Annotated in this window: 28 protein-coding genes; 24 read left to right on the top strand and 4 right to left on the bottom strand. The window is 70.8% G+C overall.

The genetic code is table 11. From position 1 onward, the window contains the following. Window positions 1–3 precede the first annotated feature (3 nt). Window positions 4–606: a histidine phosphatase family protein gene (locus tag BR70_RS0102345; RefSeq protein WP_027464756.1), complete on the top strand. Its 603-nt coding sequence runs from the start codon at window positions 4–6 to the stop codon at window positions 604–606. A 49-nt stretch (window positions 607–655) separates the two neighbouring features. Here BR70_RS0102345 and BR70_RS19145 read toward each other — a convergent pair whose 3' ends face one another. Further along, complete coding sequence (locus BR70_RS19145) at window positions 656–1177, bottom strand: GNAT family N-acetyltransferase (RefSeq protein WP_051596536.1); 522 nt, start codon at window positions 1175–1177, stop codon at window positions 656–658. A 23-nt stretch (window positions 1178–1200) separates the two neighbouring features. Between BR70_RS19145 and BR70_RS0102355 the strand changes: the two genes are divergently transcribed. Together BR70_RS0102355 and BR70_RS0102360 are read left to right on the top strand one after the other, a co-directional pair. Next, on the top strand, window positions 1201–1947 hold the full coding sequence (locus tag BR70_RS0102355; protein WP_027464757.1) for a 4-hydroxy-tetrahydrodipicolinate reductase: 747 nt from the start codon (window positions 1201–1203) through the stop codon (window positions 1945–1947). A 14-nt stretch (window positions 1948–1961) separates the two neighbouring features. Next, a complete protein-coding gene (locus tag BR70_RS0102360; RefSeq protein WP_051596537.1) occupies window positions 1962–2426 on the top strand; it encodes a tetratricopeptide repeat protein in 465 nt (154 codons plus the stop codon). Between the two features lie 19 nt (window positions 2427–2445). Here the strand turns inward: BR70_RS0102360 and BR70_RS0102365 are convergent, their stop codons facing one another. Beyond that, window positions 2446–3360, bottom strand: coding sequence for a TIGR01777 family oxidoreductase (locus BR70_RS0102365; RefSeq protein WP_027464759.1), 915 nt, complete (start codon window positions 3358–3360; stop codon window positions 2446–2448). A gap of 38 nt (window positions 3361–3398) precedes the next feature. On the opposite strand from BR70_RS0102365, the gene BR70_RS0102370 reads away from it, so the two are divergent. The 14 genes from BR70_RS0102370 to dapF all read left to right on the top strand — a co-directional run bounded on the left by BR70_RS0102370 (window position 3399) and on the right by dapF (window position 18140). After that, on the top strand, window positions 3399–4229 hold the full coding sequence (locus BR70_RS0102370) for a thymidylate synthase (RefSeq protein WP_035807687.1): 831 nt from the start codon (window positions 3399–3401) through the stop codon (window positions 4227–4229). Then, window positions 4229–4714, top strand: coding sequence for a dihydrofolate reductase (locus BR70_RS0102375; RefSeq protein ID WP_035807690.1), 486 nt, complete (start codon window positions 4229–4231; stop codon window positions 4712–4714). The genes BR70_RS0102370 and BR70_RS0102375 overlap by 1 nt, the downstream gene beginning before the upstream one ends. A gap of 125 nt (window positions 4715–4839) precedes the next feature. Next, on the top strand, window positions 4840–5817 hold the full coding sequence (gene dapA, locus BR70_RS0102380) for a 4-hydroxy-tetrahydrodipicolinate synthase (RefSeq protein ID WP_017885921.1): 978 nt from the start codon (window positions 4840–4842) through the stop codon (window positions 5815–5817). 49 nt (window positions 5818–5866) lie between these two features. Continuing rightward, a complete protein-coding gene (locus BR70_RS0102385) occupies window positions 5867–7543 on the top strand; it encodes a ribonuclease J (protein WP_027464761.1) in 1677 nt (558 codons plus the stop codon). 96 nt (window positions 7544–7639) lie between these two features. After that, complete coding sequence (locus BR70_RS0102390) at window positions 7640–10573, top strand: FtsK/SpoIIIE family DNA translocase (RefSeq protein ID WP_035807691.1); 2934 nt, start codon at window positions 7640–7642, stop codon at window positions 10571–10573. A 5-nt stretch (window positions 10574–10578) separates the two neighbouring features. Beyond that, on the top strand, window positions 10579–11223 hold the full coding sequence (pgsA, locus tag BR70_RS0102395) for a CDP-diacylglycerol--glycerol-3-phosphate 3-phosphatidyltransferase (protein ID WP_035807862.1): 645 nt from the start codon (window positions 10579–10581) through the stop codon (window positions 11221–11223). Next, the gene (locus BR70_RS0102400; RefSeq protein WP_027464764.1) at window positions 11220–11747 is read left to right on the top strand and encodes a CinA family protein; all 528 of its coding nucleotides are present in this window, start codon (window positions 11220–11222) and stop codon (window positions 11745–11747) included. The genes pgsA and BR70_RS0102400 overlap by 4 nt, the downstream gene beginning before the upstream one ends. A gap of 154 nt (window positions 11748–11901) precedes the next feature. After that, a complete protein-coding gene (locus tag BR70_RS0102405; protein ID WP_027464765.1) occupies window positions 11902–12210 on the top strand; it encodes a helix-turn-helix domain-containing protein in 309 nt (102 codons plus the stop codon). Between the two features lie 86 nt (window positions 12211–12296). Next, complete coding sequence (locus BR70_RS0102410; protein ID WP_027464766.1) at window positions 12297–12521, top strand: DUF3046 domain-containing protein; 225 nt, start codon at window positions 12297–12299, stop codon at window positions 12519–12521. A gap of 272 nt (window positions 12522–12793) precedes the next feature. Beyond that, window positions 12794–13855, top strand: coding sequence for a recombinase RecA (recA, locus tag BR70_RS0102415; RefSeq protein ID WP_027464767.1), 1062 nt, complete (start codon window positions 12794–12796; stop codon window positions 13853–13855). Further along, on the top strand, window positions 13852–14766 hold the full coding sequence (locus BR70_RS22030; RefSeq protein ID WP_051596538.1) for a regulatory protein RecX: 915 nt from the start codon (window positions 13852–13854) through the stop codon (window positions 14764–14766). Before recA ends, BR70_RS22030 begins: the two co-directional genes overlap by 4 nt. Before the next feature lie 26 nt (window positions 14767–14792). Then, window positions 14793–16289 carry a tRNA (N6-isopentenyl adenosine(37)-C2)-methylthiotransferase MiaB gene (miaB, locus tag BR70_RS0102425; RefSeq protein ID WP_027464768.1) on the top strand — a complete coding sequence of 499 codons (1497 nt, stop codon included), beginning with the start codon at window positions 14793–14795 and terminating at the stop codon, window positions 16287–16289. After that, window positions 16276–17253, top strand: coding sequence for a tRNA (adenosine(37)-N6)-dimethylallyltransferase MiaA (gene miaA / locus BR70_RS0102430; protein ID WP_027464769.1), 978 nt, complete (start codon window positions 16276–16278; stop codon window positions 17251–17253). The genes miaB and miaA overlap by 14 nt, the downstream gene beginning before the upstream one ends. Next, complete coding sequence (gene dapF / locus BR70_RS0102435; protein WP_027464770.1) at window positions 17250–18140, top strand: diaminopimelate epimerase; 891 nt, start codon at window positions 17250–17252, stop codon at window positions 18138–18140. The genes miaA and dapF overlap by 4 nt, the downstream gene beginning before the upstream one ends. A 196-nt stretch (window positions 18141–18336) precedes the next feature. Here dapF and BR70_RS0102440 read toward each other — a convergent pair whose 3' ends face one another. Then, entirely contained in the window at window positions 18337–18948 is a 612-nt protein-coding gene (locus BR70_RS0102440; protein ID WP_027464771.1) for a class I SAM-dependent methyltransferase, read from the bottom strand. Window positions 18949–19009: 61 nt separating this feature from the next. On the opposite strand from BR70_RS0102440, the gene hflX reads away from it, so the two are divergent. Then, a complete protein-coding gene (gene hflX / locus BR70_RS0102445) occupies window positions 19010–20551 on the top strand; it encodes a GTPase HflX (RefSeq protein WP_027464772.1) in 1542 nt (513 codons plus the stop codon). Between the two features lie 206 nt (window positions 20552–20757). On the opposite strand, the gene lexA is transcribed toward hflX, so the two are convergent. Then, complete coding sequence (gene lexA / locus BR70_RS0102450) at window positions 20758–21402, bottom strand: transcriptional repressor LexA (RefSeq protein WP_027464773.1); 645 nt, start codon at window positions 21400–21402, stop codon at window positions 20758–20760. Window positions 21403–21638: 236 nt separating this feature from the next. Here lexA and BR70_RS0102455 point away from each other — a divergent pair, with 236 nt between their 5' ends. From BR70_RS0102455 to BR70_RS0102480, 6 genes are all read left to right on the top strand, one after another. Next, complete coding sequence (locus BR70_RS0102455; protein ID WP_027464774.1) at window positions 21639–22016, top strand: LysM peptidoglycan-binding domain-containing protein; 378 nt, start codon at window positions 21639–21641, stop codon at window positions 22014–22016. Between the two features lie 64 nt (window positions 22017–22080). Continuing rightward, complete coding sequence (locus tag BR70_RS0102460; RefSeq protein WP_027464775.1) at window positions 22081–23187, top strand: histidinol-phosphate transaminase; 1107 nt, start codon at window positions 22081–22083, stop codon at window positions 23185–23187. Next, window positions 23184–23786: an imidazoleglycerol-phosphate dehydratase HisB gene (gene hisB / locus BR70_RS0102465; RefSeq protein WP_027464776.1), complete on the top strand. Its 603-nt coding sequence runs from the start codon at window positions 23184–23186 to the stop codon at window positions 23784–23786. The genes BR70_RS0102460 and hisB overlap by 4 nt, the downstream gene beginning before the upstream one ends. Further along, window positions 23783–24421 carry an imidazole glycerol phosphate synthase subunit HisH gene (gene hisH, locus BR70_RS0102470; RefSeq protein WP_027464777.1) on the top strand — a complete coding sequence of 213 codons (639 nt, stop codon included), beginning with the start codon at window positions 23783–23785 and terminating at the stop codon, window positions 24419–24421. Before hisB ends, hisH begins: the two co-directional genes overlap by 4 nt. A gap of 97 nt (window positions 24422–24518) precedes the next feature. Further along, complete coding sequence (gene priA, locus BR70_RS0102475) at window positions 24519–25265, top strand: bifunctional 1-(5-phosphoribosyl)-5-((5-phosphoribosylamino)methylideneamino)imidazole-4-carboxamide isomerase/phosphoribosylanthranilate isomerase PriA (RefSeq protein WP_017885902.1); 747 nt, start codon at window positions 24519–24521, stop codon at window positions 25263–25265. 4 nt (window positions 25266–25269) lie between these two features. Beyond that, the gene (locus tag BR70_RS0102480) at window positions 25270–26085 is read left to right on the top strand and encodes an SseB family protein (protein ID WP_027464778.1); all 816 of its coding nucleotides are present in this window, start codon (window positions 25270–25272) and stop codon (window positions 26083–26085) included. The last annotated feature ends 32 nt before the right edge of the window (window positions 26086–26117 follow it).

The following is a 26117-nucleotide window of genomic DNA, read 5'->3' on the forward strand; positions in this document are numbered from 1 at the left end:
GACATGTCGCACTACCTGTACCTCGTCCGGCACGGCGAACACCAGGACGCCGAACACGGCCTGCGGGACGGCAAGCTCTCCGAACGCGGCAAGCGTCAGGCGACCCTGATCGCCGACCGCCTCGGCGGCGTGCCCTTCGACGGCGTGTACCACTCGCCGCTCGAGGCCCCGAGCGAGACCGCCGCGTTCCTGTCGCAGCGCCTGCCGTCGATCCAGCCCGAGCCCTCGACACTGCTGTTCGACTGCATCCCCTCGGGCCCGACCCCGGACATGCCGCACGCCTACCAGGGCTGGTACGGCGGCATCACCGAAGAGGAGATCGTCGCCGGGCAGGCCCAGATGGGCGACGCCGTGTCGGAGTGGTTCACCCCGGCGCGCGAGGACCGGCACGACCTGCTGATCACCCACAACGCCGTGATCGGCTGGTTCGTGCGCGAGGCGTTCCAGGCCCCCGAGTGGCGCTGGATGGGCACGAACGTCGCCCACACCGCGCTCACGATCATCCGGATCCGGTCGGCGAAGCCCGCCGAGGTCGTCACGCTGAACGACCTGGCCCACCTGCCGGTGGAGCTGCGCACGGGTCTGCCGGTCGACCAGCCCGTCTAGCGGCTGCCCGTCCGGTCCGCGGCGGCGCGGCCGGGAGGCCCGTGGCGGCTCAGACGATCGGCTCGCGGCCCGTCTCGGTGCGCTCCACCGCCCTGCGGTACCAGGCGGTGGCGTTCGGGTTGTCGTTGAACGGCTCGACCCGCTGGTACCCGCGGCCGCGGTACATCGCGCCCGCCGCCACGAGCGAGTCGTTCGTGTCGAGGACGATGCTCGTCGCACCGAGGTCGGCCCCGGCCCGCTCGAGCAGGTCCATCACGGCCGTCGCCACGCCCGTGCCGCGCCCGGCCGGCGCCACGAAGACGTGCTTGACCTCGAACCGGACGTCGACGGCACCGGTCGCGTCGACCCCGTCCGCGATCCGACGGAGGCCGCCACAGCCGACCGCGACGCCGTCGTCGTACGCCACGGCGAACACCCCGTTCGGCGGCGTGAACTCGGCTGCGGGGGTGCGCTTCCGCGAGTACGTGCCCTGCGCGCTCGGGAACGTCGCCTCGCGCTCGTCCAGGTACGCATCGAGCAGCGCGTCGACCTCGGGCAGATCGGCCGGCACGGTCCTGACCTCGACTGACATGCGTCGATCCTAGGATGGACCGCATGGTCACTCCCGTCGCCGTCGTCGGCGCCACCGGTCGTCTCGGGGGCCTCGTGGCGTCCGTCGTCGAGGAACTCCCGGAGTTCGAGCTCGTCGCCCGCCTGTCGTCGAAGGACGGCGCGCACGAGGCGCCGCCGTCGGTCTTCGGCGGCGCGGCCCTGGTGGTCGACGTGACGGTGCCGTCGCTCAGCCCGGCGATCGTGGAGAACGCGCTCTCGAGCGGCGCGAACGTGCTCGTCGGCACCTCCGGCTGGTCGCTCGACCGGCTCGCCAAGCTCCGCACCGGGCTGCAGGAACGCCCGGACCAGGGGGTGCTCGTGGTCCCGAACTTCTCGATCGGCTCCGTGCTCGGCACGCACCTGGCGACGATCGCGGCCCCGTGGTTCCCCGCCGCCGAGATCGTCGAGACCCACCACGCCGGCAAGATCGACTCGCCCTCGGGCACCGCGGTGCGCACCGCCGAGCTGATGGCCGACGCGCGGCGCGAGGTCGGTCCCGTGGACGCCCCGCACGTCGACCAGCGCGCCCGCGGCCAGCAGGTCGCCAGCGTGCCCATCCACTCGCTCCGGCTCCCCGGGGTGAAGGCCGTGCAGGACGTCGTGCTGAGCGGGCCGGGCGAGACGCTGACGATCCGGCACGACACCAACGACGACGTCGCCTACGTCGCGGGCATCCGTGCGGCGCTGGCGAACGTGGTGTCCGCGCGGGGCCTCACCGTGGGCCTCGGCAGCGTCCTCGGCATCGGCTGACCGCCGTGGGTCGGATGGAGCGGGCCGGACGCACGATCCGCTCGCCGTTCTGGGGTGCGGCGCTGATGGCGGTGCTGCTCGCCCTGTACATCGTGCTCGTCGGGCAGCGCGCCGTCGCCTTCATCGCCACCGGGATCCCGATCGGCATCGGCATCGGCGTGGCGCTGTTCGTCGTCGCCGCGATCGGGGCGCTCCTGCTCGTGCTCGAGTTCCGCTTCGGCATCCGCATCACCCGGCTCGGAGCACGGCTCGAGGCCGAGGGCGGCACCCCGGACGACGTCGTCCCGGTGCGGCCGTCGGGCCGGCCGATCCGCGACGCCGCCGACGAGCTGTTCCCGCGGTACCGCGACGCGGTCGAGCGGGACCCGGCCGACTGGCGTGCCTGGTACCGGCTCGGCGTGGTCTACGACGCCGCCGGTGACCGCAAGCGCGCACGATCGGCGATGCGCACCGCCCTGGCGCGCGCCGCCGATCGCTGACCCCCGGGCCGGAGGCGGATCAGAAGACGGCGTCGATGGCGTCCGCCGCCTGCGTGTACCGGAACGTGTAGCCGGAGTCGAGCAGCTTCGTCGGGACCATCCGCTGGCTCGACAGGAGCATGTCGTCGGCGGCGTCCCGCAGCGCCAGGCGCAGGGCGAACTCGGGGATCCGGAACAGGTACGGGCGGTGCAGGACCTCGGCGACGTGTTTCGTGATGCGGTCGGCGACGACGGGCTCGGGGCCCGCCAGGTTCACCGGGCCGGAGACGTCCGGGGCCGCGGTCGCCAGGTGCACGATCGCGCCCACCTCGTCCTCGAGCGCGATCCAGGGCCAGTGCTGGCCACCGGTGCCCAGTCGGCTGCCGACGCCGAGCTTGGTCAGCGGGACGAGCGGCGCGAGTGCACCGCCGCCCTTGCCGATGACGATGCCGGTACGGAGCGTGACGACGCGGACCCCGGCGGGAGCGGCGTTCGCGGCGGCTTCCCACGCGGTGCAGACGTCGGCGAGGAAGCCCGTGCCCGGGGCGGCGTCGTCCTGCAGCACGTCGGCCGGGCGGTCGCCGTACACGCCCGAGGCCGAGCCCGACAGGAACAGGGCCGGGGGAGTGGCGGCGTGCCGCATCGCCTCGACCAGGGTGTCGGTGGCGTCGATGCGCGAGCTGCGGATCTCCCTGCGGTAGGCGTCCGTCCACGGCAGCTTGCCGATGTTCGCACCGGCCAGGTTGATCACCACGTCGGCGCCGTCGAGGATCGCCGGGTCGAGCGGACGCCGCCCCGGCGCCCAGCGGAACTCGGTCGCGGTGCGCGCTTCGCGGCGGACGAGCGTGGTGACGTGGTGCCCCGCCTCGCGCAGGGCGCGGACGAGGGGCGTTCCGATGAACCCGGACGAGCCGGCCACCAGGATCGAGAGCGGTTGTTCCGTCGTGTCGGGCATGCCCGCAACGCTACTCACACCGACGTAGGCTTCTGTGTGTGACCGACAGCGAGACCGTACAGCCCGACGCCTCCGTCCCGACCCCCTACGAAGACCTGCTCCGCCGGGTCCTGACCGAGGGTTCGCCGAAGGGCGACCGCACCGGCACCGGCACCCGCAGCCTGTTCGGCGCGCAGCTCCGCTACGACCTGTCGAAGGGGTTCCCCCTCGTCAGCACGAAGCGCGTGCACTTCAAGTCGGTCGCGTACGAGCTCCTCTGGTTCCTGCGCGGCGAGGGCAACGCGACCTGGCTGCAGGAGCACGGTGTCCGGATCTGGAACGAGTGGGCGGACGCCGACGGCGACCTCGGCCCGGTGTACGGCGTGCAGTGGCGCTCGTGGCCCACCCCCTCGGGTGAGCACGTCGACCAGATCGCCCAGGTCATCGAGCAGATCACGACCAACCCGGACAGCCGCCGGCTCATCGTCTCGGCGTGGAACGTCGCCGACGTGCCGGACATGGCGCTCGCCCCGTGCCACGCGTTCTTCCAGTTCTACGTGAACGACGGCAAGCTCTCGTGCCAGCTCTACCAGCGGAGCGCCGACATGTTCCTCGGCGTCCCGTTCAACATCGCCTCGTACGCGCTGCTGACCCACATGATCGCGGCGCAGACCGGGCTCGAGGTCGGCGACTTCGTCTGGACCGGCGGCGACTGCCACATCTACGACAACCACGTCGAACAGGTCGAGGAGCAGCTGTCCCGCACGGCGTACCCGATGCCGACGCTCGAACTCGCACCGCGCGACTCGATCGACGACTACGAGTACGAGGACTTCACCGTCGTCGGCTACGAGCACCACCCGGCGATCAAGGCCGCGGTCGCTGTCTGATGATCGGCATGGTCTGGGCCCGCTCGACCACCGGTGTCATCGGTGCCGACGGCGGCATGCCCTGGCACGTGCCCGAGGACCTGGCGCACTTCAAGCAGGTCACCGGCGACGCGACCGTGCTGATGGGCCGACGCACCTGGGAGTCCCTGCCCGAGCGCTTCCGGCCGCTGCCCGGTCGCCGCAACGTCGTGCTCACGCGTGACGCGACGTGGACGGCCGACGGCGCCGAGGTCGTGCACGACCTGCAGGCCGCCCTCGACACCGACGAGACCGTCTGGGTCATCGGCGGCGGCCAGGTGTACGACGCCGCACTCGACGCGGCCGACCACGTCTCCGAGACCCTGATCGACGTCGACGTGGCGGGGGACACCGTCGCACCCACGCTCGGCGAGGCTGCCGGCTGGACGCTCGCCGACGAGGGCCCCTGGCAGGAGTCCCGCACGGGCACCCGCTACCGGTTCCTGGAGTGGCAGCGCCGCGCCTGAGTGCCCGGTGTCGGCGGGCGTGACCGGCGGGACGGACGTGATCCGGGCCTCCCGGCCGCGCCGCAGGCGGTCCACCGTCCACACGGACGGCGGTCCTCGCGCGCATCCCCGGTACGCTGGTGCCCGTGTCCCCGCGTGAGAATCCCTTCGGTCAGGTCCTCGTCGCCCTCGTGACCCCGTTCACGGCCGACGGCGAGGTCGACTGGCCCGGCGTCGAGCAGCACATCGACGACTGCATCACCGCCGGCGCCGACGGCATCGTCGTCACCGGCACGACCGGCGAGACGTCGACGCTGACCGACCCGGAGAAGCTCCGTCTGGTCGAGGTCGGCAAGTCCGTCGCCGCCGGCCGCGCGAAGATCATCACGGGCGGTGGCTCGAACGAGACCGCGCACGCGATCCACCTGTACAAGCAGAGCGAGAAGGCCGGCGCGGACGGCGTGATGATCGTCACGCCGTACTACAACAAGCCGACGCAATCGGGTGTCCTCACCCACTTCCGGATGATCGCGGACGCCACCGACCTGCCGGTGATCCTGTACGACATCCCGGGCCGCACCGGCATCCCGATCACGTACGACACGATCCTGCGTGCGTCGAAGCACCCGAACATCCTCGCCGTGAAGGACGCCAAGGGCGACTTCGCCGAGGTCTCGCGGGTGCTGAACAACACCGACCTCATGTACTTCTCCGGCGACGACACGAACGTGCTCCCGCACCTGTCGATCGGCGCCACCGGCCTGATCGGCGTGACCGCGAACATCACGAGCGCGCCGTACCGCACCATCGTCGACGCCGTGAACCGGGGCGACCTGGCCACCGCGACGGCCGAGCACAAGCGACTCGAGCCGCTCGTCCGCGCCGTGATGACGCACGTTCCGGGTACCGTGGCCGCGAAGTACATCCTGCACGGGCTCGGCCGCATCGGCAGCCCGCGCGTCCGACTGCCGCTCGTCGGCCCCGAGGACTCCGAGGCGTACGCCATCGAGACCTCCCTCGAAGCCGTGCGCGACGTGCCCGGCGCCGACTTCTCGAACTTCCGCCCCGACCGCAACGCGGCGGCCGGCGGTGCACTACCGAAGGTGCCAGGCACCACCCGCTAGCGAACACCGCGGCGCGCAGCACGCGCGTCGCCCGAATCCGTAGGACCGAATGCCCACACAGATCTCCGAACCGCAGCCGCTCGAAGCCGGCACCCTCCGCGTCGTCCCCATCGGGGGCCTCGGCGAGATCGGTCGCAACATGACCGTCTACGAGTACGAGGGCAAGCTGCTCATCGTCGACGCCGGCGTGCTGTTCCCCGAGGAGCACCAGCCCGGTGTCGACCTGATCCTGCCGGACTTCTCGCCGATCCGTGACCGCCTCGACGACGTCCTCGGTGTCGTGCTCACGCACGGCCACGAAGACCACATCGGCGCCGTCCCGTACCTGCTCAAGCTCCGCGACGACATCCCGCTGATCGGCTCCACGCTGACCCTCGCGCTGGTCGAGGCGAAGCTCAAGGAACACCGGATCAAGCCGTACACGCTCGTCGTGGCCGAGGACCAGACCGAGCAGATCGGCCCGTTCCACCTCGAGTTCGTCGCCGTGAACCACTCCATCCCGGACGCCCTCGCCGTCGCGATCACGACCCCCGCCGGTCGTGTGCTGCACACGGGTGACTTCAAGATGGACCAGCTCCCGCTGGACGACCGCATCACCGACCTCCGTGCGTTCGCCCGTCTGGGCGAGGCCGGCGTGGACCTGTTCCTGCCGGACTCCACGAACGCCGACGTGCCGGGCTTCACCGCTCCGGAGCGCGACATCGGCCCGGTGCTCGAGAACATCATCATGCGCGCCCGCAAGAAGGTCGTCGTGGCGAGCTTCTCGTCGCACGTGCACCGCGTGCAGCAGGTCCTCGACGCCGCCGCGGCCGCGAACCGCAAGGTCGCGTTCATGGGGCGCTCGATGATCCGCAACATGACGATCGCCGCAGACCTCGGGTACCTGCGGGTGCCGGAGAACGTGCTCATCGACACGAAGAAGGCGAAGAACGTCCCCGACGACCAGATCGTCTACATGTCGACCGGGTCGCAGGGTGAGCCGATGGCCGTCCTGGCCCGCATGGCGAACCTCGAGCACCAGATCGAGATCGGCGAGGGCGACACCGTCATCCTCGCGTCGTCGCTCATCCCGGGCAACGAGAACGCCGTGTACCGCGTCATCGACGGGCTGACCAAGCTCGGTGCGAAGGTCGTGCACAAGGGCAACGCGAAGGTGCACGTCTCCGGACACGCCTCCGCCGGCGAGCTGCTCTACTGCTACAACATCCTGCGGCCGCGCAACGTGCTCCCCGTCCACGGCGAGCACCGCCACCTGTACGCGAACGCCGACCTGGCGATCCAGACGGGTGTCCCGCCGCGCAACGTGATCCTCGGGCAGGACGGCATCGTCGTCGACCTGAAGGACGGCGTCGCGACGGTCGCCGGCCAGCTCGACATCGGCTACGTCTACGTCGATGGCTCCACCGTCGGCGAGATCACCGACGCCGACCTGAAGGACCGCCGCGTCCTGGCGGAAGAGGGCTTCATCTCGATCTTCTGCGCGGTGGACTTCACCACCGGGCAGTGCGTGATCGGCCCGGAGATCCAGTCGCGTGGCTTCGCCGAGGACGACTCGGTGTTCGACGACGTCCGCCCGCAGATCGCCAAGGCGATCTCCGAGGCTGCTGCGAACGGCACGCGCGACTCGCACGCCTTCGCGCAGGTCGTCCGTCGCACGGTCGGTCGCTGGGTGAACACGAAGCACCGTCGTCGTCCGATGATCGTCCCGGTGGTCATCGAGGCGTAGCGTCCGTCCCCGCTCTGGAGGCCCGTCCAGCGTCCGTCACGGACGCTGCGGCGGGCCTTCCTGCGTTTGTCCTGAGCGGGCGTTAGGGTTCTGCCCATGGCCGGAGGCACCAAGTCGACCACGCGCTCGCGCGCGTCCACGTCGTCCCGTGGCAACGGGACGCGCGGTTCGTCGCGCACCCAGGCCACGACGAAGAAGCTGCCGCAGGCTGCGCCCACGCCGGTGTTCCGCGAGCAGAACCCGCTCGTGACCTTCTGGCTCGCGATGGCGCACGGCGTCGGCGCGATGTTCCGGCTGCTCGGCAAGGAGACCCTCGAGAAGGACCAGCGGCGCGACGGGTTCCCGTTCCTGCTGTTCCTGCTGGCCATCGCCGGCGGGGTCGTCGAGTGGCTCAACCCGACCAACAGCGTCTCCGTCGCACTCGATGCGTACACGTTCGGTGGGCTGTTCGGCCGCCTGGCGTTCGCCCTGCCCGTCATCATGATCGTGTTCGCCGGGTGGCTGTTCCGGCACCCGGCCTCGGTGCACGACAACACCCGGATCGGCATCGGCCTGGGCATCCTGATCGTGTCCATCGCCTCGCTCTGCCACGTCTTCGGTGGCCGACCGAGCGCGGCCGACGGCATGCCCGCGCTGGCCGCCGCCGGTGGGGTGCTGGGCTGGGTGGTCATCGGCTGGCTCGTCACGATCGCGACCGCCTGGGTGGCGGTCCCGGTGGCGATCGTGCTGCTCGTGCTCTCGCTCTTCATCATCACCAAGACGCCGCCGAACAAGCTCGGGCGACGCCTGCACGAGCTCTACGCCTACTTGTTCGGCGCCCCGGCCCCCGCAGCCGAGCCCGAGGTCGATGCCGCCGCTGCGGCGGAGCCCGCCGCCCGCGCCCGCACGTCGAAGCGCGGCAAGAAGGGCGACGCCGACTTCCAGCTGTTCGACGACCTCGGGTTCGGTGACGAGCAGGCCGCTGCCGACGCCGAAGCCGGTGGCGACAACGTGCCGTGGTGGCGCCGGAACAAGTCCGGGCGCGAAGAGGACCCGGCGTACGACAGTCCGGTGCTGCCGCCGGCCACCGGGGTCGCCCCGGCTGCCGCTGCCGTCGCACCAGCTGCGCCCGTCGTGCCCGCTGCCCCCGCCGTGAGCCCGAACGCCGGTGCCGCCGCCGGGCTCGTCGACCTCACGCCGGTCGAGCCCGCGTCCGTCAACCTCAACGACTCCGTCGAGCAGGACCTGCAGGACGCCGAGCAGGCGCTCCGCGCGTTCGGCACCGACGTCCCCGCGCGGCCGGAGCCGACGGCCGACATCCGTCCCGCGGTGCCCGAGGTGCTGTCCGAGCCCGAGATCGTCGACGAGCCCGAGGACATCGACGCCGCCGCCGAGCTGAGCGCGGCCGCCGCCGGTTCCGACGACGATCCGTCGAAGCCCTACCGACTGCCCGCCGCCACGACGCTGAGCTCCGGAACCCCCTCGGTGGCGCGGAGCCAGGCGAACGACGACATCGTCGCCGCCATCACCGGGGTGCTCACCGAGTTCAAGGTCGACGCGAAGGTCACCGGGTTCTCCCGCGGGCCGACGGTGACCCGGTACGAGATCGAGCTCGGCCCCGGCGTCAAGGTCGAGCGCGTCACGGCCCTGTCGAAGAACCTGTCGTACGCGGTCGCCTCGAACGAGGTCCGCATCCTGTCGCCGATCCCGGGCAAGAGTGCCATCGGTGTCGAGATCCCGAACACCGACCGCGAGATCGTCTCGCTCGGTGACGTGCTGCGCTCGAACGCCGCCCGCAAGTCGAAGCACCCAATGACGATCGGCGTCGGCAAGGACGTCGAGGGCGGCTTCGTCGTCGCGAACCTGGCGAAGATGCCGCACCTGCTCGTCGCCGGCTCCACCGGTTCCGGCAAGTCGGTGTTCATCAACTCGATGATCACGTCGCTGCTGATGCGTGCGAAGCCCTCCGAGGTCCGCATGGTCCTGGTCGACCCGAAGCGCGTCGAACTGTCGATCTACGCCGGTGTCCCGCACCTCATCACACCCATCATCACGAACCCGAAGAAGGCGGCCGAAGCGCTGCAGTGGGTCGTGAAGGAGATGGACATGCGGTACGACGACCTGGCGTCGTTCGGGTTCCGCCACGTCGACGACTTCAACAAGGCGATCGAGAACAACGAGATCGTCCTGCCGGCGGGCAGCGAGCGGAAGCTCAAGCCGTACCCGTACCTGCTCGTCGTCGTCGACGAGCTCGCTGACCTCATGCTCGTGGCGCCGCGTGACGTCGAGGAGTCGATCGTCCGCATCACCCAGCTCGCCCGTGCCGCCGGCATCCACCTGGTGCTCGCGACGCAGCGCCCCTCGGTCGACGTCATCACCGGCCTGATCAAGGCGAACGTGCCGTCGCGCATCGCCTTCGCGGTGACGAGCGTCACGGACTCCCGCGTCATCCTCGACCAGCCCGGCGCCGACAAGCTCATCGGTCAGGGCGACGCGCTCTTCCTGCCGATGGGCTCGTCCAAGTCGCTCCGCGTGCAGGGTGCCTGGGTGCAGGAGGGCGAGGTCGCCGAGGTCGTCCAGCACGTCACGCGGCAGGCGCAGCCCGAGTACCGCCAGGACGTCCAGGCCGTGGTCGAGCGCAAGGAGATCGACGCCGACATCGGCGACGACCTCGAACTGCTGCTCGCGGCCGTCGAGCAGGTCGTGTCGACCCAGTTCGGTTCGACGTCGATGCTGCAGCGGAAGCTCCGCGTCGGCTTCGCCAAGGCCGGTCGCCTGATGGACCTGATGGAGTCGCGCGACATCGTCGGGCCGTCCGAGGGTTCGAAGGCCCGCGACGTCCTGGTGACCGCCGACCAGCTGCCCGCGGTGCTCGCGAAGCTCCGCGGCGAGGAGCCGCCCGCCGCGGCCGCTCCGGCAGCGCCGGCCCCGACGCCGTCCGGCGACAGTGACCGCTACGGAGCAGACCCCGTCGGGGACATGACCCGCGGGTACGATGAAGTCCACGACGAGCCCGATGAGGACGCGTGGGGACTGACGGGCAGGGAGTGACGGCGATGACCGCCTCGGACAGCACGAACACCACGCACGGCGCACGGTTCCCGTGGCGCGGGCGGCTGCTGCGCAAGGGCCCCGGCCCGGCGTCGACCGCGAACGTCGCGAACATCATCACGGTGGTGCGCATCCTGATGGCGCCGCTGTTCTTCGTCCTGCTGCTCGCCGACGCCGGCAACGACGGACCCCTGCGCATCTGGGCCGCGGTCGTCTTCGTCGTGGCGATCGTCACGGACAGCGCCGACGGCATCATCGCCCGTCGGCAGAACCTGGTCACGGACTTCGGCAAGCTCGTGGACCCGATCGCCGACAAGGTGCTCATCGGTGGTGCGCTCGTCGCGCTGTCGATCCTGGCCGAGCTGCCCTGGTACGTGACCGTGCTCATCATGGTGCGCGAGATCGGCATCACGGTCTTCCGGTTCGCGGTGCTCTCCGACCGGGTGATCCCGGCGAGCCGCGGCGGCAAGATCAAGACCGTGCTGCAGGCCGTCGCCCTGACGGCGGCGCTGTTCCCGTGGTGGAACCTGGTCGGCGACTGGGCGCACTGGGTCAACGGCATCCTGATGACGGCCGCGTTCCTGGCAACGATCCTGAGCGGGATCGACTACCTCTGGCAGGCATGGAAGCACAACCGCACCACCGCATGACCGGACCCGAGCGCTCGACGCAGGCCGCGCCTCCCGTCCCGGTCGCACCGGGACTCATCGCCGAACTGACGGCGCGGGGCGAGACCCTCGCCGTGGCGGAGTCGCTGACCGGCGGCCTCGTGGTCGCGACCCTCGTCGACGTGCCGGGCGCGAGCGCCGTCGTCCGCGGTGGCGTCGTGGCCTACGCGACGCCCGTGAAGCACTCGGTGCTCGGGGTCTCGGCGGAACTGCTCGAGGCCGAGGGTGCCGTGCACCCCGAGGTCGCCCGGCAGATGGCCGCCGGTGTCCGGATCGCGCTGTCCGTCGACGGGGAACCCGCGACGTGGGGGATCAGCACGACCGGCGTCGCCGGCCCGGATCCGCAGGACGGCGAGCCCGTCGGCACCGTGTACCTGGGGATCGCCTCCGCCGCGGGGGCAGAGGCCTTCGAGCTGCACCTCGACGGTGACCGGGGAGCAATCCGGCACGCCACCGTCTCCGAACTCCTTGCACGGATGTCGTCCGAGGTCCGGGGCCGGGAATAGGTCCCGTTTCCACTGGGTTACATCTCACGAAATCTCCAGCAGTACGGCAGCCAGCCTGGCTAACATGCTGCAACCGGCAACGCTATTGTTGCTGAACCCGAACTCGATCCACCGGACCGAGCGGGCGCGGAGACGACAGAGAGGAGGAGTTCTCATGGTTCTCGTTCGTCAGGAAATCGGCGATGTGCTCCGGGACTTCCGCTTGCAGAAGGGCCGGACCCTCCGTCAGGTCGCGTCCAAGGCCAGTGTCGCGCTCGGGTACCTCAGTGAGGTCGAGCGCGGGCAGAAGGAAGCCAGCTCGGAGATCCTCGCGTCCGTCGCGGATGCTCTGGACACGCCCATCTCGACCATCATGCGCGAAGTGGGCGACCGCCTCGCGATCGTCGAGGGGCTGACCCCCGTCCCCGACACGCTCCCGGACGACCTCGTCGCCGAGTTCGACAACGACCTCGCGGTGCGCTGAGCGCATCGCACCGAACGCCCTCGCCGGTCCTTCCCGGCGGGGGCGTTCTGCGTTCCGGCCCGCGACCACGCGCCTAGGCTGGTCGGATGCGCGTGAGTGAGTTCTGGCGAGCCGTCGACCAGGTGTTCGGTGAGGCCTACGGTTCCGTGGTCACCCGTGACGTCGTGCTCGAAGGGCTCGGCGGTCGCTCCGCCGTGGACGCCCTCGCCGCCGGTGTCGACGCCCGCCGGGTGTGGGACGCGCTGTGTGACTCGCAGGACGTCCCGATGGACCGTCGGCACGGCAAGGGCCTGGCCGAACCCCAGGACTGAGCCGGTTCCGCGGGGCCGATCATCCGAAACTGTGTTCGGCGTGTTGCTCGAACGCGTGTTCGATCGGTGGTAGCTTCCTCCACAGCGGCGTCGCCCGGGTGTTCCATCCACAGATCGCGTGACCGTCGGCAGTGATGTCGGTGGCTCGCCATAGGTTGATGGACATCGGGAACAGCCCGAAGCCTTGTCGCAGAACCATCGGCCTTGCACCATCGGCCGGCGTGGACGCGACAGCCTACAGGCGGCCGAACACGAGCACGAAGGAGCACCCCATGCCATCACCGGCAGACCGCGAGAAGGCCCTCGAGACCGCACTCGCACAGATCGACAGGCAGTTCGGCAAGGGTGCGATCATGCGCCTCGGTTCGGACGAACGCGCCCCCGTCAACGTCATCCAGACCGGGTCGGTGGCGCTGGACGTCGCGCTCGGCATCGGTGGCCTGCCCCGTGGCCGCATCGTCGAGATCTACGGCCCGGAGTCGTCGGGTAAGACGACCCTCACCATCCACGCCATCGCCAACGCCCAGCGCGCCGGTGGCATCGCGGCCTTCATCGACGCCGAGCACGCGCTCGACCCCGAGTACGCCAAGAAGCTCGGTGTCGACATCGACGCCCTGCTCGTGTCGCAGCCCGACACCGCCGAGCAGGCGCTCGAGATCGCGGACATGCTGGTCCGCTCCGGCTCCATCGACCTCATCGTCATCGACTCCGTCGCGGCCCTCGTGCCCCGTGCCGAGATCGAGGGCGAGATGGGCGACTCGCACGTCGGTCTGCAGGCCCGCCTCATGTCCCAGGCCCTGCGAAAGCTCGCCGGTGGCCTGAACCAGACGCAGACCACGATGATCTTCATCAACCAGCTGCGCGAGAAGATCGGGGTGTTCTTCGGTTCGCCCGAGACCACCTCGGGTGGTAAGGCGCTGAAGTTCTACGCGTCCGTCCGCCTCGACATCCGTCGCATCGAGACGCTCAAGAGCGGCACCGACGCGGTGGGCAACCGCACACGCGTCAAGGTCGTCAAGAACAAGATGGCGCCGCCCTTCAAGCAGGCCGAGTTCGACATCCTGTACGGCGTCGGCATCTCGCGCGAAGGCTCGCTGCTCGACTTCGGTGTCGACCACGGCATCGTCAAGAAGTCGGGTGCCTGGTACACCTACGACGGCGACCAGCTCGGGCAGGGCAAGGAGAACTCGCGTTCCTTCCTCATCCAGAACCCCGAGATCGCTGCCGACATCGAAGGCAAGATCCTCGCCAAGCTCGGCGTCGGCGGCGCCAAGGCCGAAGATGCCCCGGTCGAGTCGATCGCGCCGAAGCTCGCGGAGCGCAAGGGCGCGTGAGCACCGACCACGACGACGACGGCCTCGCACCGGTCACCGACCTGTTCGGTGCGAGGTCGCGTCGTCGCGCTCCTGTCACGCCGGTGATGCCCGCCATCCCCGAGCCTCCGGTGTCACCGGACGAACCGCGCGACTCCGACGGCTGGGCCCTGCCCGAGTCCGACGAAGGCCGGGCGGACGCGTTCCCCGCATCGTTCGACGCCGATTCGCCGGTGCCCCTGCACGGTGCCCGGGGGCCGGCAGCGTGGGTGTCGCCCGTGATCGGCGACGGCAGCGGGCGCTCGATCCGTGCGGAGCAGGACGGCTACGACGCCGAGACTGCTGATGCCACCACCGCGTCGGTGTTCTCCATCGCCGGCGGTGAGGAGATCGACCCGGCCGACGCACCGCGTCCGCTCGATGAACAGCGGGCGGATGCCGAACGGATCAGCCTGCGCGCGCTCGGCCGCAAGGGCGTGAGCGAGTCCGAGATGCGGACCCTGCTGCTGCAGCAGGACCTCGACCCCGACGTGGTCGAGCACGAGATCGAACGGTTGACCCGTGTCGGGCTCCTCGACGACGTCGCCCTCGCCATCGACCTGGTGGACCGACTGCACGCCCGCAAGGGTCTCGGTCGACAGGGTGTCGTGACGGAGCTCCGTCGCCGGGGCATCGACCAGGTGGCGATCGACACCGCGCTCGACGAAGCCGCCGACGACGAGGACGACGAGTTCCTCCGTGCGCAGGAACTCGCCGACAAGCGGGCACCGCAGATGCGCGGGCTCGACCGGGCCACGGCAGAACGCCGGCTGTCCGGCTTCCTGATGCGCAAGGGCTACAGCTCCGGAGTCGTCCGGATCGCTGTGGCACGTGCCCTCGACGGCGGCGGGAAGCGACCGCAACCCGGCCGCGGGACCGTCCGGTTCGAGTAGTCGCTCCGACCTACACTGGAACGACCATGGCCACCGTCGAAGCGCGCCCCCGCACCTACGAAGTCCGCACCTACGGGTGCCAGATGAACGTGCACGACTCCGAGCGGTTGAGCGGGTCGTTGCAGGCGGCGGGCTACACCGCGGCGGACGGTGCGCAGGCCGACGTCGTCGTCATCAACACCTGCGCGGTGCGCGAGAACGCGGACAACCGTCTCTACGGCAACCTCGGGCAGCTCGCGGGGATCAAGCGCGAGCACCCCGGCATGCAGATCGCCGTCGGTGGGTGTCTGGCCCAGAAGGACAAGAACGTCATCCTCGAGAAGGCGCCGTGGGTCGACGTCGTCTTCGGCACGCACAACATGGGGTCCCTGCCGACCCTGCTCGAACGCGCACGGCACAACGACGAGGCGCAGATCGAGATCCTCGAGGCACTCGACGTCTTCCCGTCGACGCTGCCCACCAAGCGCGACTCGACGCACAGCGGGTGGGTCTCGATCTCGGTCGGCTGCAACAACACCTGCACGTTCTGCATCGTCCCCTCGCTCCGCGGCAAGGAGAAGGACCGCCGACCCGGTGATGTCCTGGCCGAGATCCAGGCGCTCGTCGACGACGGCGCGATCGAGGTCACGCTGCTCGGGCAGAACGTGAACTCCTACGGGGTCGAGTTCGGCGACCGACAGGCGTTCGGCAAGCTGCTGCGGGCCACCGGCACCATCGAGGGGCTCGAGCGCGTCCGCTTCACGAGCCCGCACCCGGCGGCCTTCACCGACGACGTCATCGACGCGATGGCCGAGACCCCGAACGTGATGCCCCAGCTGCACATGCCGCTGCAGTCCGGTTCCGACCGGGTGCTCAAGGCGATGCGCCGGAGCTACCGCAGCGAGCGGTTCCTCGGCATCCTCGACCGCGTCCGCGCGAAGATCCCGAACGCGGCGATCTCCACCGACATCATCGTCGGGTTCCCCGGTGAGACCGACGCCGACTTCGAGGACACCCTGCGCGTCGTCGAGCAGGCGCGGTTCGCCTCGGCGTTCACGTTCCAGTACTCGATCCGCCCGGGCACGCCGGCGGCGACGATGGACGACCAGCTGCCGAAGCACATCGTGCAGGAGCGCTACGAGCGACTCGTCGCCCTGCAGGAACGCATCACCGCGGAAGAGAACGCGCTGCAGGTCGGCCGGAGTGTCGAGGTGCTCGTCGCCTCCGGTGAGGGCCGCAAGGACGACGCCACCCGCCGGCTCTCCGGTCGCGCGGAGGACTCCCGGCTCGTGCACTTCACCGTGCCCTCCGGGTCCGAGGTCCCGCGCCCTGGCGACGTGGTCACCGTGGACATCACCCGCGCTGCACCGCACTTCCTGCTCGCCGACGACGACGCTCCGCTGCGCATCCGACGCACCCGGGCCGGTGACGCCTGGGACCGCGCGCAGGCCGAGAGCTGCGGCGTGCCCACGCCCGCTGCCGCCGCCGGCGACGGGCCCCGTCCGGTCTCGCTCGGGCTGCCCACGCTCCGTGTCGGACGCTGACCTGCCGCCCGCCGGTGCCGGTGCCGGTGCCACTGCGGCTGCCACTGCCGACCTGATCGCGGTGGTCGGGGCGACGGGCACCGGGAAGTCCGACCTCGGCATCGCGATCGCGGAGCGGCTACGTGCTGCCGGCCGCCCCGCGGAGATCATCAACGCGGACGCCATGCAGCTGTACCGGGGCATGGACATCGGTACCGCGAAGCTCCCGCCGGCCGAACGGCGCGGCATCCCGCACCACGAGCTCGACGTGCTCGACGTCACCGACGAGGCGAGCGTCGCCGCGTACCAGGTCGCCGCCCGGGCCGACGTCGACCGGATCCAGGCCGACGGCGGCGTGGCCGTCCTCGTCGGCGGCAGCGGCCTCTACGTCTCCGCGGTGCTGTTCGACCTGGCGTTCCCGGGTACCGACCCCGCGCTCCGTGCGCAACTCGAGCGCGAGCACGAGGAGCTCGGCCCGGGCATCCTGCTCGAGCGACTCCGCGCCCTCGACCCGGCGGCCGCCGCGACGATCGACGCACGCAACCCACGGCGGTTGATCCGTGCACTCGAGATCGCGAGCCGATCCGAGGTCGTGACCCCGAGCCTCCCGGCCGCGCCCCGCGCCTGGCGACCATCTCGGATCCTGCACCTGCGGCGTGACCGCGAGCAGCTCGTGTCGGCGCTGCACGAGCGGGCCGCGCGGATGTTCGAGGCCGGACTCGTCGACGAGGTCGCGGCGCTCCGCGAGCAGGGACTCGAGCAGGGCAGGACTGCGCGGGGCGCCATCGGGTACTCGCAGGCGCTCGAGGTGCTCGCCGGCACGTCGACCCGGGAGCAGGCGGTCGAGGCGACCGGCATCGCGACCCGGAAGTACGCCCGGCGGCAGGTGTCGTGGTTCCGCCGGTACGCCGAGGCCGAGACGCTCGACGTCACAGGGGCGGACCGCGGCGACCTGTCGGAACTGGCCCGTAGGATCGTGCCGTGACCGAGCTGCACTTCACCAAGGGCCAGGGGACCGGCAACGACTTCGTCCTGTTCGCCGACCCCGACGCCACCGTCGACCTGACCCCCGAGCGGATCCGCGCCATCGCGGACCGACGCTTCGGCGTGGGCGGCGACGGCGTGATCCGGGCGGTTCGGTCCGAGGCCATCCCCGAGGGGCGTGCGCTCGTGGCCGTCGAGCCCGAGGCCACGTGGTTCATGGACTACCACAACGCCGACGGCACGGTCGCGGAGATGTGCGGCAACGGCATCCGCGTGTTCGCCCGGTACCTGACCGAATCCGGCCTGGTCGAGCTCGCTCCCGGCGAGACGCTCACCGTCGGCAGCCGCAAGGGGCTGGTCGACATCCAGCGCACCACGAACGGGTTCGCCGCCGACCTCGGCCGCTGGGGCCTGGGCATCGAAGGCGGTGGTTCCGACGACGTGCTCGTGCGGGCCAAGAACCTCGACGGGGCGCGGCCCGGCATCGGCATCGACGTGGGCAACCCGCACGTGGTCGTCGCCGTCGAGACCGAGGACGAACTGGCCGACCTCGACCTGACCTTCCTGCCGGTGCTCGACCCGGCACCGGAGCACGGTGCGAACGTCGAGTTCGTGCTGCCCGGCGACCCCCTCATCAAGGACGGCGTCGGCGAGATCACGATGCGGGTGCACGAGCGGGGGAGCGGTGAGACGCTCTCGTGCGGCACCGGGGCCGTCGCGGCAGCCCTCGCCACGCGGTACTGGGTCGGTGCGGGGGCACCGGACACCTGGCGCGTGCGAGTGCCGGGCGGGCTGCTGACGGTGCGGATGACGGCGACCGAGGACGGCGAGCACGTGTCGCTGTCCGGGCCCGCCGAACTCGTGTTCTCGGGCGACCTGACGGTCTGACGCGGGCGTGGGCGCGCGGCGCGGGGCGCTTCGCCCCGTTTCGCCCCCGGGGCGCGGCGCGCTTCGCCCCGCTGCGCTTCGTGAGCAGAAATGGTCGGGTGCCCAGCGGCGACCCGACCATTTCTGCTCACGATGTGCGCGCTCGCGCTGCGCGCTCGCGCGCTACGCGCTGCGGCGCGCTACGCGCTGCGGCGCGCTACGCGCTGCGGCGCACCCGCATGACGCGGAAGCCCTTGGCCGTCGACTCGCGGGTGACCGCGAACCCCTCGCCGAGCGCACCGACGAGCCACTTCTGCAGCGAGTCGCCCCCGAGGTCCTTCGACACGACGAGCCAGGCGTCGCCCCCGACCTCGAGCCGGGGCAGCCACGTCAGCAGGATCTGGTGCAGCTCGTCCTTGCCGACACGGATCGGCGGGTTCGACCAGATCGTGCGGAAGCGCAGGTCGGCCGGCACGTCGTCGGGCAGGGCGATCGTGACGTTCGACGCCCCGGCAGCAGCCGCGTTGGCGCGCGCGAGCCCGAGCACGCGCTCGTTGACGTCGACGCCCCACACGTGGGCGTCGGGGGACTGCAGGGCCATGGTGATCGCGATCGGGCCCCAGCCGCAGCCGATGTCGAGCAGGGCACCGTCGGCAGCCGGTGCCGGCACCGAACCGAGCAGGACCTTCGTGCCGCGGTCGATGCCGTCGGGGCTGAAGACCCCAGCCGCGGTCGACAGGGTGAGGGGCTGACCGGCGAGCGTGACGTGCACCTGGCGCGGCCGGAGTTCGCTCTCGGGGGTGGCCGAGAAGTAGTGGTCGTTCGCCATGGATGAACCGTACCGGCAACCGAGTGTGTCGGAGGGCCTGCGGAGGTAGCCTGTGCACAGGATGACGGATACCCATCAGCAGAACCACCAGACCAACGACGACAGCGCAGACGGTGTCGTCGAGAGGGTGTTGCGCAACGCAGACCACCGCGCAGCATCGTCCATCTTCGCACCCGCTCAGGCCATCCAGACGCAGTCGGTCGACGACCGCAGCTGGACCGGCGACGGCGACCAGTACGACCGTGAGGACCGTGCGGCGCTGCGCCGTGTCGCCGGCCTCTCCACCGAACTCGAGGACGTCACCGAGGTCGAGTACCGCCAGCTGCGGCTCGAGCAGGTCGTCCTCATCGGCGTGTACCCCCAGGGCGACGCCTCGGACGCCGAGAACTCCCTCCGCGAGCTCGCGGCACTCGCCGAGACCGCGGGCGCCGTGGTGCTCGACGGGCTCCTGCAGCGTCGGCCGAACCCGGACCCGGCAACCTACCTGGGCAAGGGCAAAGCCCAGGAGCTCGCGATGGTCGTCAAGGCCACCGGCGCCGACACGGTCATCGCCGACACCGAACTCGCACCCTCGCAGCGTCGTGCGCTCGAGGACGTCGTGAAGGTGAAGGTCATCGACCGCACGGCCGTGATCCTCGACATCTTCAGCCAGCACGCGAAGACCCGCGAGGGCAAGGCGCAGGTCGAACTCGCCCAGCTGCAGTACCTGCTGCCGCGACTGCGCGGTTGGGGTGACTCGATGTCCCGGCAGGCCGGTGGCCAGGTCTCCGGCGGTGCTGGCATGGGGTCTCGTGGCCCCGGCGAGACGAAGATGGAGCTCGACCGCCGCAAGATCCACACGCGGATGGCGAAGCTCCGCCGGCAGATCGCCGGGTTCACCCCGGCCCGTGAGGCCAAGCGTGCCGAGCGCAACCGCAACGAGGTGCCGAGCGTCGCGATTGCGGGCTACACCAACGCCGGCAAGTCGTCGCTGTTGAACCGGCTCACGAGCGCGGGTGTGCTCGTGCAGAACCAGCTGTTCGCGACGCTGGACGCCACCGTCCGTCGGACCGAGAGCGCCAAGGGCCGGGAGTTCACGTTCGTCGACACGGTCGGCTTCGTGCGCAACCTGCCGCACCAGCTCGTCGAGGCCTTCCGCTCCACCCTCGAAGAGGTCGGCGACGCCGACGTCATCGTGCACGTGGTCGACGGCTCGCACCCCGACCCCGGGGCGCAGCTGTCCACCGTGCGCGAGGTCATCGGCGACGTCGGTGCGGGTGACATCCCGGAGATCGTCGTCTTCAACAAGGCCGACCTGATCGACGACGCGCAGCGTCTGGTGCTCATCGGACTCGTGCCGGACGCGGTGTTCGTGTCGGCGCGCACCGGTGAGGGCATCCCGGAGCTCCTCAGCGTCATCGAGGACCGCCTGCCCGAGCCCGACGTCGACCTGACGATCGTGGTGCCGTACGACCGCGGCGACCTGGTGTCGTCGCTGCACGACACCGGCTCGGTCGAGTCCGTCGACTACGTCGAGGACGGCACACGCCTGCGGGTGCGCGTCTTCCGGCGGCAGGTCGCCGAGCTCGAGCCCTACGTGGTCACGCCGGTCCCGACCGTCTGACGCTCGGCCCCGGCGGGCGCTGGCCAGCGCTGCCGCGCGGCCTGGAGGCCCGTCACGGGTCCGCCGGACGCCCTCGCGTCACCGAGACGCCCCGGAACACACGAAACGCCGCCGCATCCGGCGGCGTTTCGTCGTGCAGGGGGCGTCGTACGAGGGGTTTCGTGCACTGACGACGGAGCCTCGCGCCGGTGTAGCGCGGGCCGCGGTCAGAGGGAGCGGAGGACCGCGACGACCTTGCCGAGGACCGAGGCGGCGTCGCCGAGGATCGGCTCGAAGGCGGAGTTGCGCGGCAGCAGCCACGTGTGACCGTCGCGCTGGCGGAAGACCTTGACCGTCGCCTCTTCGTCGAGCATGGCCGCGACGATGTCACCGTTCTCGGCGGTCTGCTGCGACCGGACGACGACCCAGTCGCCGTCGCAGATCGCGGCGTCGATCATCGACTCACCGACGACCTTGAGCATGAACAGCTCGCCGGTGCCGACGAGCTGTCGGGGGAGCGGGATGATCTCGTCGACGTGCTGCTCGGCGGTGATCGGGACACCGGCGGCGATCCGGCCGACGAGCGGCACGAGCGTGGTGGCGTCGATGTCCGGGCCGCCGACGTCGGACGACGGCTCGTCGACCAGGACCTCGAGCGCACGCGGACGGTTCGGGTCGCGGCGGATCCAGCCCCCGAGCTCGAGCTGGCCGAGCTGGTGGGAGACGCTGGAGAGCGAGGAGAGTCCGGCGGCGTCGCCGATCTCGCGCATGCTCGGCGGGTAGCCCCGTGAGGCGATCGACGCACGGATCGCGTCGAAGATCGCCTGCTGCTTCGGCGTCAGCGGCTTCTGGCCCCGCAGTTCGTCCACCACGTCGTCTCGCTTTCGTCGGTGCCGGTCCGGCCGCGGCGGGAATGTCGGTGGTCCCCGTCAGGCTTGTCCCAGTCGATCGAAACAGTATCCGACCAGCCAGGGTCGGACAAACACCTGTTCGAGCGTGTCGCAAGAAAACCCCGCAGAAATCCCCTCCCAGGACTTGTGCGCCGTCTGATTCGAAACTATGTTCGGTACACGACTTCGGTTCCACCGAACGGGAAGGCAAGAACGACATGAGCACCATCGCCATCGCTGACATCCAGCGCACCGCGGCGCCCGCCGTGCGTACCCGCCTGCGTCTGACGCGTCGCGGCCGCATCGTCTTCACGACGCTCGCCGCGCTCCCGCTCCTCATCGTCGTCGCGCTCGGCGTGCTGAACGGTGGACAGGCCTCCGCCGGCGACGCCACGGCCGGCGGCGCCCGCACTCAGTTCGAGACCGTGACGATCCAGCCGGGCGAGACGCTCTGGCAGCTCGCCGAGCAGACCGCGCCGAACTCGGACCCGCGTGACTTCGTGCAGGACGTCGTGAGCCTCAACGCGCTCGACGGCTCCGCGCTGCAGGCCGGCGAAGAGATCGCCATCCCCACCAAGTACACCGACGGCGAGTAGTCACTCGGGCAGCGCCGTCCGGACGGCTGGTCGTCGCACGGTGACAGCGGCCTACGATGGATCGGTGGCATTCACGCTCGAAGACCTCCCGATCCGAGACGACCTGCGCGGGCAGAGCCCCTACGGCGCCCCGCAGAAGCACGTTCGTGTGCAGCTCAACGTCAACGAGAACACGCATCCCGTTCCGGACGACGTCGCTGCCGACATCGTCGAGTCGATCCGGCAGGCCCTGCTGACGGTCAACCGGTACCCGGACCGCGAGTTCACCGAGCTCCGCCAGTCACTTGCCGACTACCTCGGGCACGACCTGACCGCCGAGCAGCTCTGGGCGGCGAACGGGTCCAACGAGGTGTTGCAGCAGCTCCTCCAGGCGTTCGGTGGCCCCGGTCGCTCGGTGCTCGGGTTCCCGCCCACCTACTCGATGCACTCGATCCTCGCGTCGGGCACTGGCACCACGTGGATCCCGGCCCAGCGGGACGACGAGTTCCGCATCTCGCCCGAGACCGTCGTGGCGGCCATCCGTGCGCACCAGCCGGACATCGTGTTCCTGTGCGGGCCGAACAACCCGACGGGCACCCCGCTCGACATCGAGACGATCGCGGCCGCCTACGACGCGACCGACGGCATCGTGATGGTGGACGAGGCGTACGCCGAGTTCATGCCGTCCGACGCTCCGAGCGCGCTCACGCTGCTGCCCGGTCGTGAGCGCCTCGTGGTCTCCCGCACCATGAGCAAGGCGTTCGCGTTCGCCGGTGCCCGGGTCGGGTACATGGCCGCGCACCCCGCCGTCGTCGACGCCGTCCGGCTGGTCCGGCTGCCGTACCACCTGTCCGCGCTGACCCAGGCCGCGGCGATCGCGGCACTCCGGCACGCCCCCGAGATGCTGGCGATGGTCGACGACATCAAGGGGCAGCGCGACCGCATGGTCACCGAGCTCCAGGCCATGGGGTACCGCACCTACGAGACCTGGTCGAACTTCGTCCTGTTCGGTGGTGTCGCCGACCCGAACGCCGCGTTCGAGGCGCTGCTCGAGCGTGACGTCATCGTGCGTGACCTCGGGATCCCGAACCACCTGCGGGTGAGTGCGGGGACCGAGGCCGAGACGACCGCGTTCCTCGACGCCATGCGGCAGGTCGCCGCCGAGCAGCCGCCGGTTAGGGTTGAGGCATGACCGCCCGCACCGCCTCGATCAGCCGTTCGACGAGCGAATCGAGTGTCGAACTCGAGCTCGACCTGGACGGCACCGGGACCTCGTCGATCTCGACCTCCGTCCCGTTCTTCGACCACATGCTGACCGCGTTCAGCAAGCACTCCCTGATCGACCTGCGCGTGCGCTCCACGGGCGACACCGACATCGACGTGCACCACACGGTCGAGGACACCGGCATCGTGCTCGGACAGGCGATCAAGCAGGCCCTCGGGGACCGCTCCGGCATCGGCCGGTACGGCGACGCCCTCGTCCCGCTCGACGAGGCGCTGGCCCAGGCTGTCGTCGACGTCTCCGGGCGTCCGTTCCTCGTGCACTCCGGCGAGCCCGCGGGCTTCGAGTTCCACCGCATCGGTGGCCACTTCACCGGCTCGATGGTCCGCCACGTGTTCGAGGCCATCACGTTCAACGCCGGCATCACCGTGCACGTCCGCGTGCTCGAGGGCCGCGACCCCCACCACATCGCCGAAGCCGAGTTCAAGGCGTTCGCCCGAGCCATGCGCAAGGCGGTCGAACTGGACCCGCGCGTCGACGGCATCCCCTCGACGAAGGGCGCCCTGTGACCGCCGCCAAGCCGAACGTCGTCGTCCTCGACTACGGGTCGGGCAACGTCCACTCCGCCGCCAAGGCGCTCGAGCGCGCCGGGGCCGAGGTCACGCTGACCTCGGACAAGCAGGCGGCGCTCAAGGCCGACGGCCTGCTCGTCCCCGGCGTCGGCGCGTTCGCCGCCGTGATCGACCAGCTCGAGGGCGTGCAGGGTGGTGAGATCGTCGACCACCGTCTGGCCGGCGGGCGACCCGTGCTCGGCATCTGCGTCGGCATGCAGGTCCTGTTCTCGCGGGGCATCGAGCGTGGTGCCGACGTCGAAGGGCTCGGCCAGTGGCCCGGCACCGTGCAGGAGATCCAGGCCGAGGTGCTGCCGCACATGGGCTGGAACACCGTGCAGGCCCCCGAGGACTCCGTGCTGTTCGACGGGCTGCACGACGATCGTTTCTACTTCGTGCACTCCTACGGGGTGACCGACTTCCCGCTCGAGGCGTACGGGCCGTTCCGTGCGCCCCGTCTGACGTGGGCCGAGCACGGGCAGCCGTTCATCGCCGCGGTCGAGAACGGGCCGCTCACCGCCACGCAGTTCCACCCCGAGAAGTCCGGAGAGCCGGGCATCCGCCTGCTCTCCAACTGGGTGCGTTCGCTCTGAACCCGGCCGGTGCCGGGCGCGACGGCCGTGCCGGACGCGCACCGGGCCTCCCGGCCGTCCGCAGCCCCTTCTCCACCGCAACGAAACCGACAGGACCATGACCGACCTCACCGACACCCCGCCCCTCGTCCTGCTGCCGGCGGTCGACGTCGTCGACGGACAGGCCGTGCGACTCACCCAGGGCGAGGCGGGGAGCGAGACCGGCTACGGCGACCCCGTCGCCGCTGCCCGGACCTGGCGTGACCAGGGTGCCGAGTGGATCCACCTCGTCGACCTCGATGCGGCCTTCGGCCGTGGCGACAACCGCCGGGTGATCGCGCACGCCGTCCGCGAGGTCGAGGGCGTCTCCGTCGAGCTGTCCGGTGGCATCCGCGACGACGCCTCGCTCGAAGCGGCACTGGCGACCGGTGCGGCACGCGTGAACCTCGGCACCGCGGCGCTCGAGAACCCCGACTGGGCCGCCCGTGTGATCGGTGAGTACGGCGAGCAGATCGCGGTCGGGCTGGACGTCCGCGGCACCACGCTCTCGAGCCGTGGCTGGACCGAGGACGCCGGTGACCTGTGGGAGGTGCTCGACCGGCTGGAAGCCGCCGGGTGTGCCCGCTACGTGGTGACCGACGTCACCAAGGACGGCACGCTGCAGGGGCCGAACGTCGAACTGCTCCGCCAGGTGTGCGACCGGACCGACCAGCCCGTGGTGGCCTCGGGCGGGATCTCCACGCTCGACGACCTCCGTGCGCTCCGCGAACTCGTGCCGTACGGGCTCGAGGGCGCGATCATCGGCAAGGCGCTGTACTCCGGGGCGTTCACGCTGCCGGCCGCACTCGACATCGCCTCCGAGTAACGCCGTGGCGGGCATCTCGAACGGCCGTGGCACGGGGCCCGACGCCGACGACGCGCACACCCCCGGCGGGGCCGCGGACTCGGCGGGCTTCTCGTGGGAAGGCCGCACGTTCGACCACCACGACACCGCGTTCGCCGACGACGACGGACTCGCCGACCCCGCGGTGGTCGCCGCGATCGGTGCGCTCGCCGGGGGTGCCTCCCAGGCGGCGATCGTCGAGTCGCTCCGCACCGCCCGTCTGCTCATCCCACTCATCGCCGAGGCCGGCGACGTGGGGGAGACCGACGAGGGCAAGCTCGTCGACAAGACCCAGGAACTCTCGATCGTGACGGTCGCCGGTCCGGACGGTCGCAGCGTGATGCCGGCGTTCACCTCGGTCGACGCCATGCACGCGTGGGACCCGGACGCGCGCCCGGTGCCGGTGGAGTCCCGCCGTGTGGCGATGGCCGCTGCGAGCGAGGACACCCAGCTCGTCGTGCTCGACCCGAAGTCGCCGACCGAGTTCGTGCTGCGTCGTCCGGCGGTGTGGGCGCTCGGGCAGGACCTGCCGTGGGCCCCGTGCTTCGAGGACCCCGAGGTGGCCCGCGCCTTCGCCGCCTCGGTCGAGGGTGAGTCCAGCGTCGCCCGTGTCGAACTCGCGCCGGGCGACCCGGTCGGCCGGTTCGCCGGGCCGGAGCTGACGGTGGGCCTGGCACTGCACCCGGGGCTCGACCGAGAGCAGGTCGGCGAGCTCGTCGGCCGGCTGCAGCAGCGGTGGTCGACGGACCCCGTGATCGCCGAGCGGGTCGACAGCATGCGCGTCGCCCTGCGCGCTGCCTGACGAGCAACAGCAACAGCGCAGCAGCAGCAACA

The sequence above is a fragment of the Curtobacterium sp. UNCCL17 genome (assembly GCF_000686685.1).
Taxonomy (GTDB): Bacteria; Actinomycetota; Actinomycetes; order Actinomycetales; family Microbacteriaceae; genus Curtobacterium; species Curtobacterium flaccumfaciens.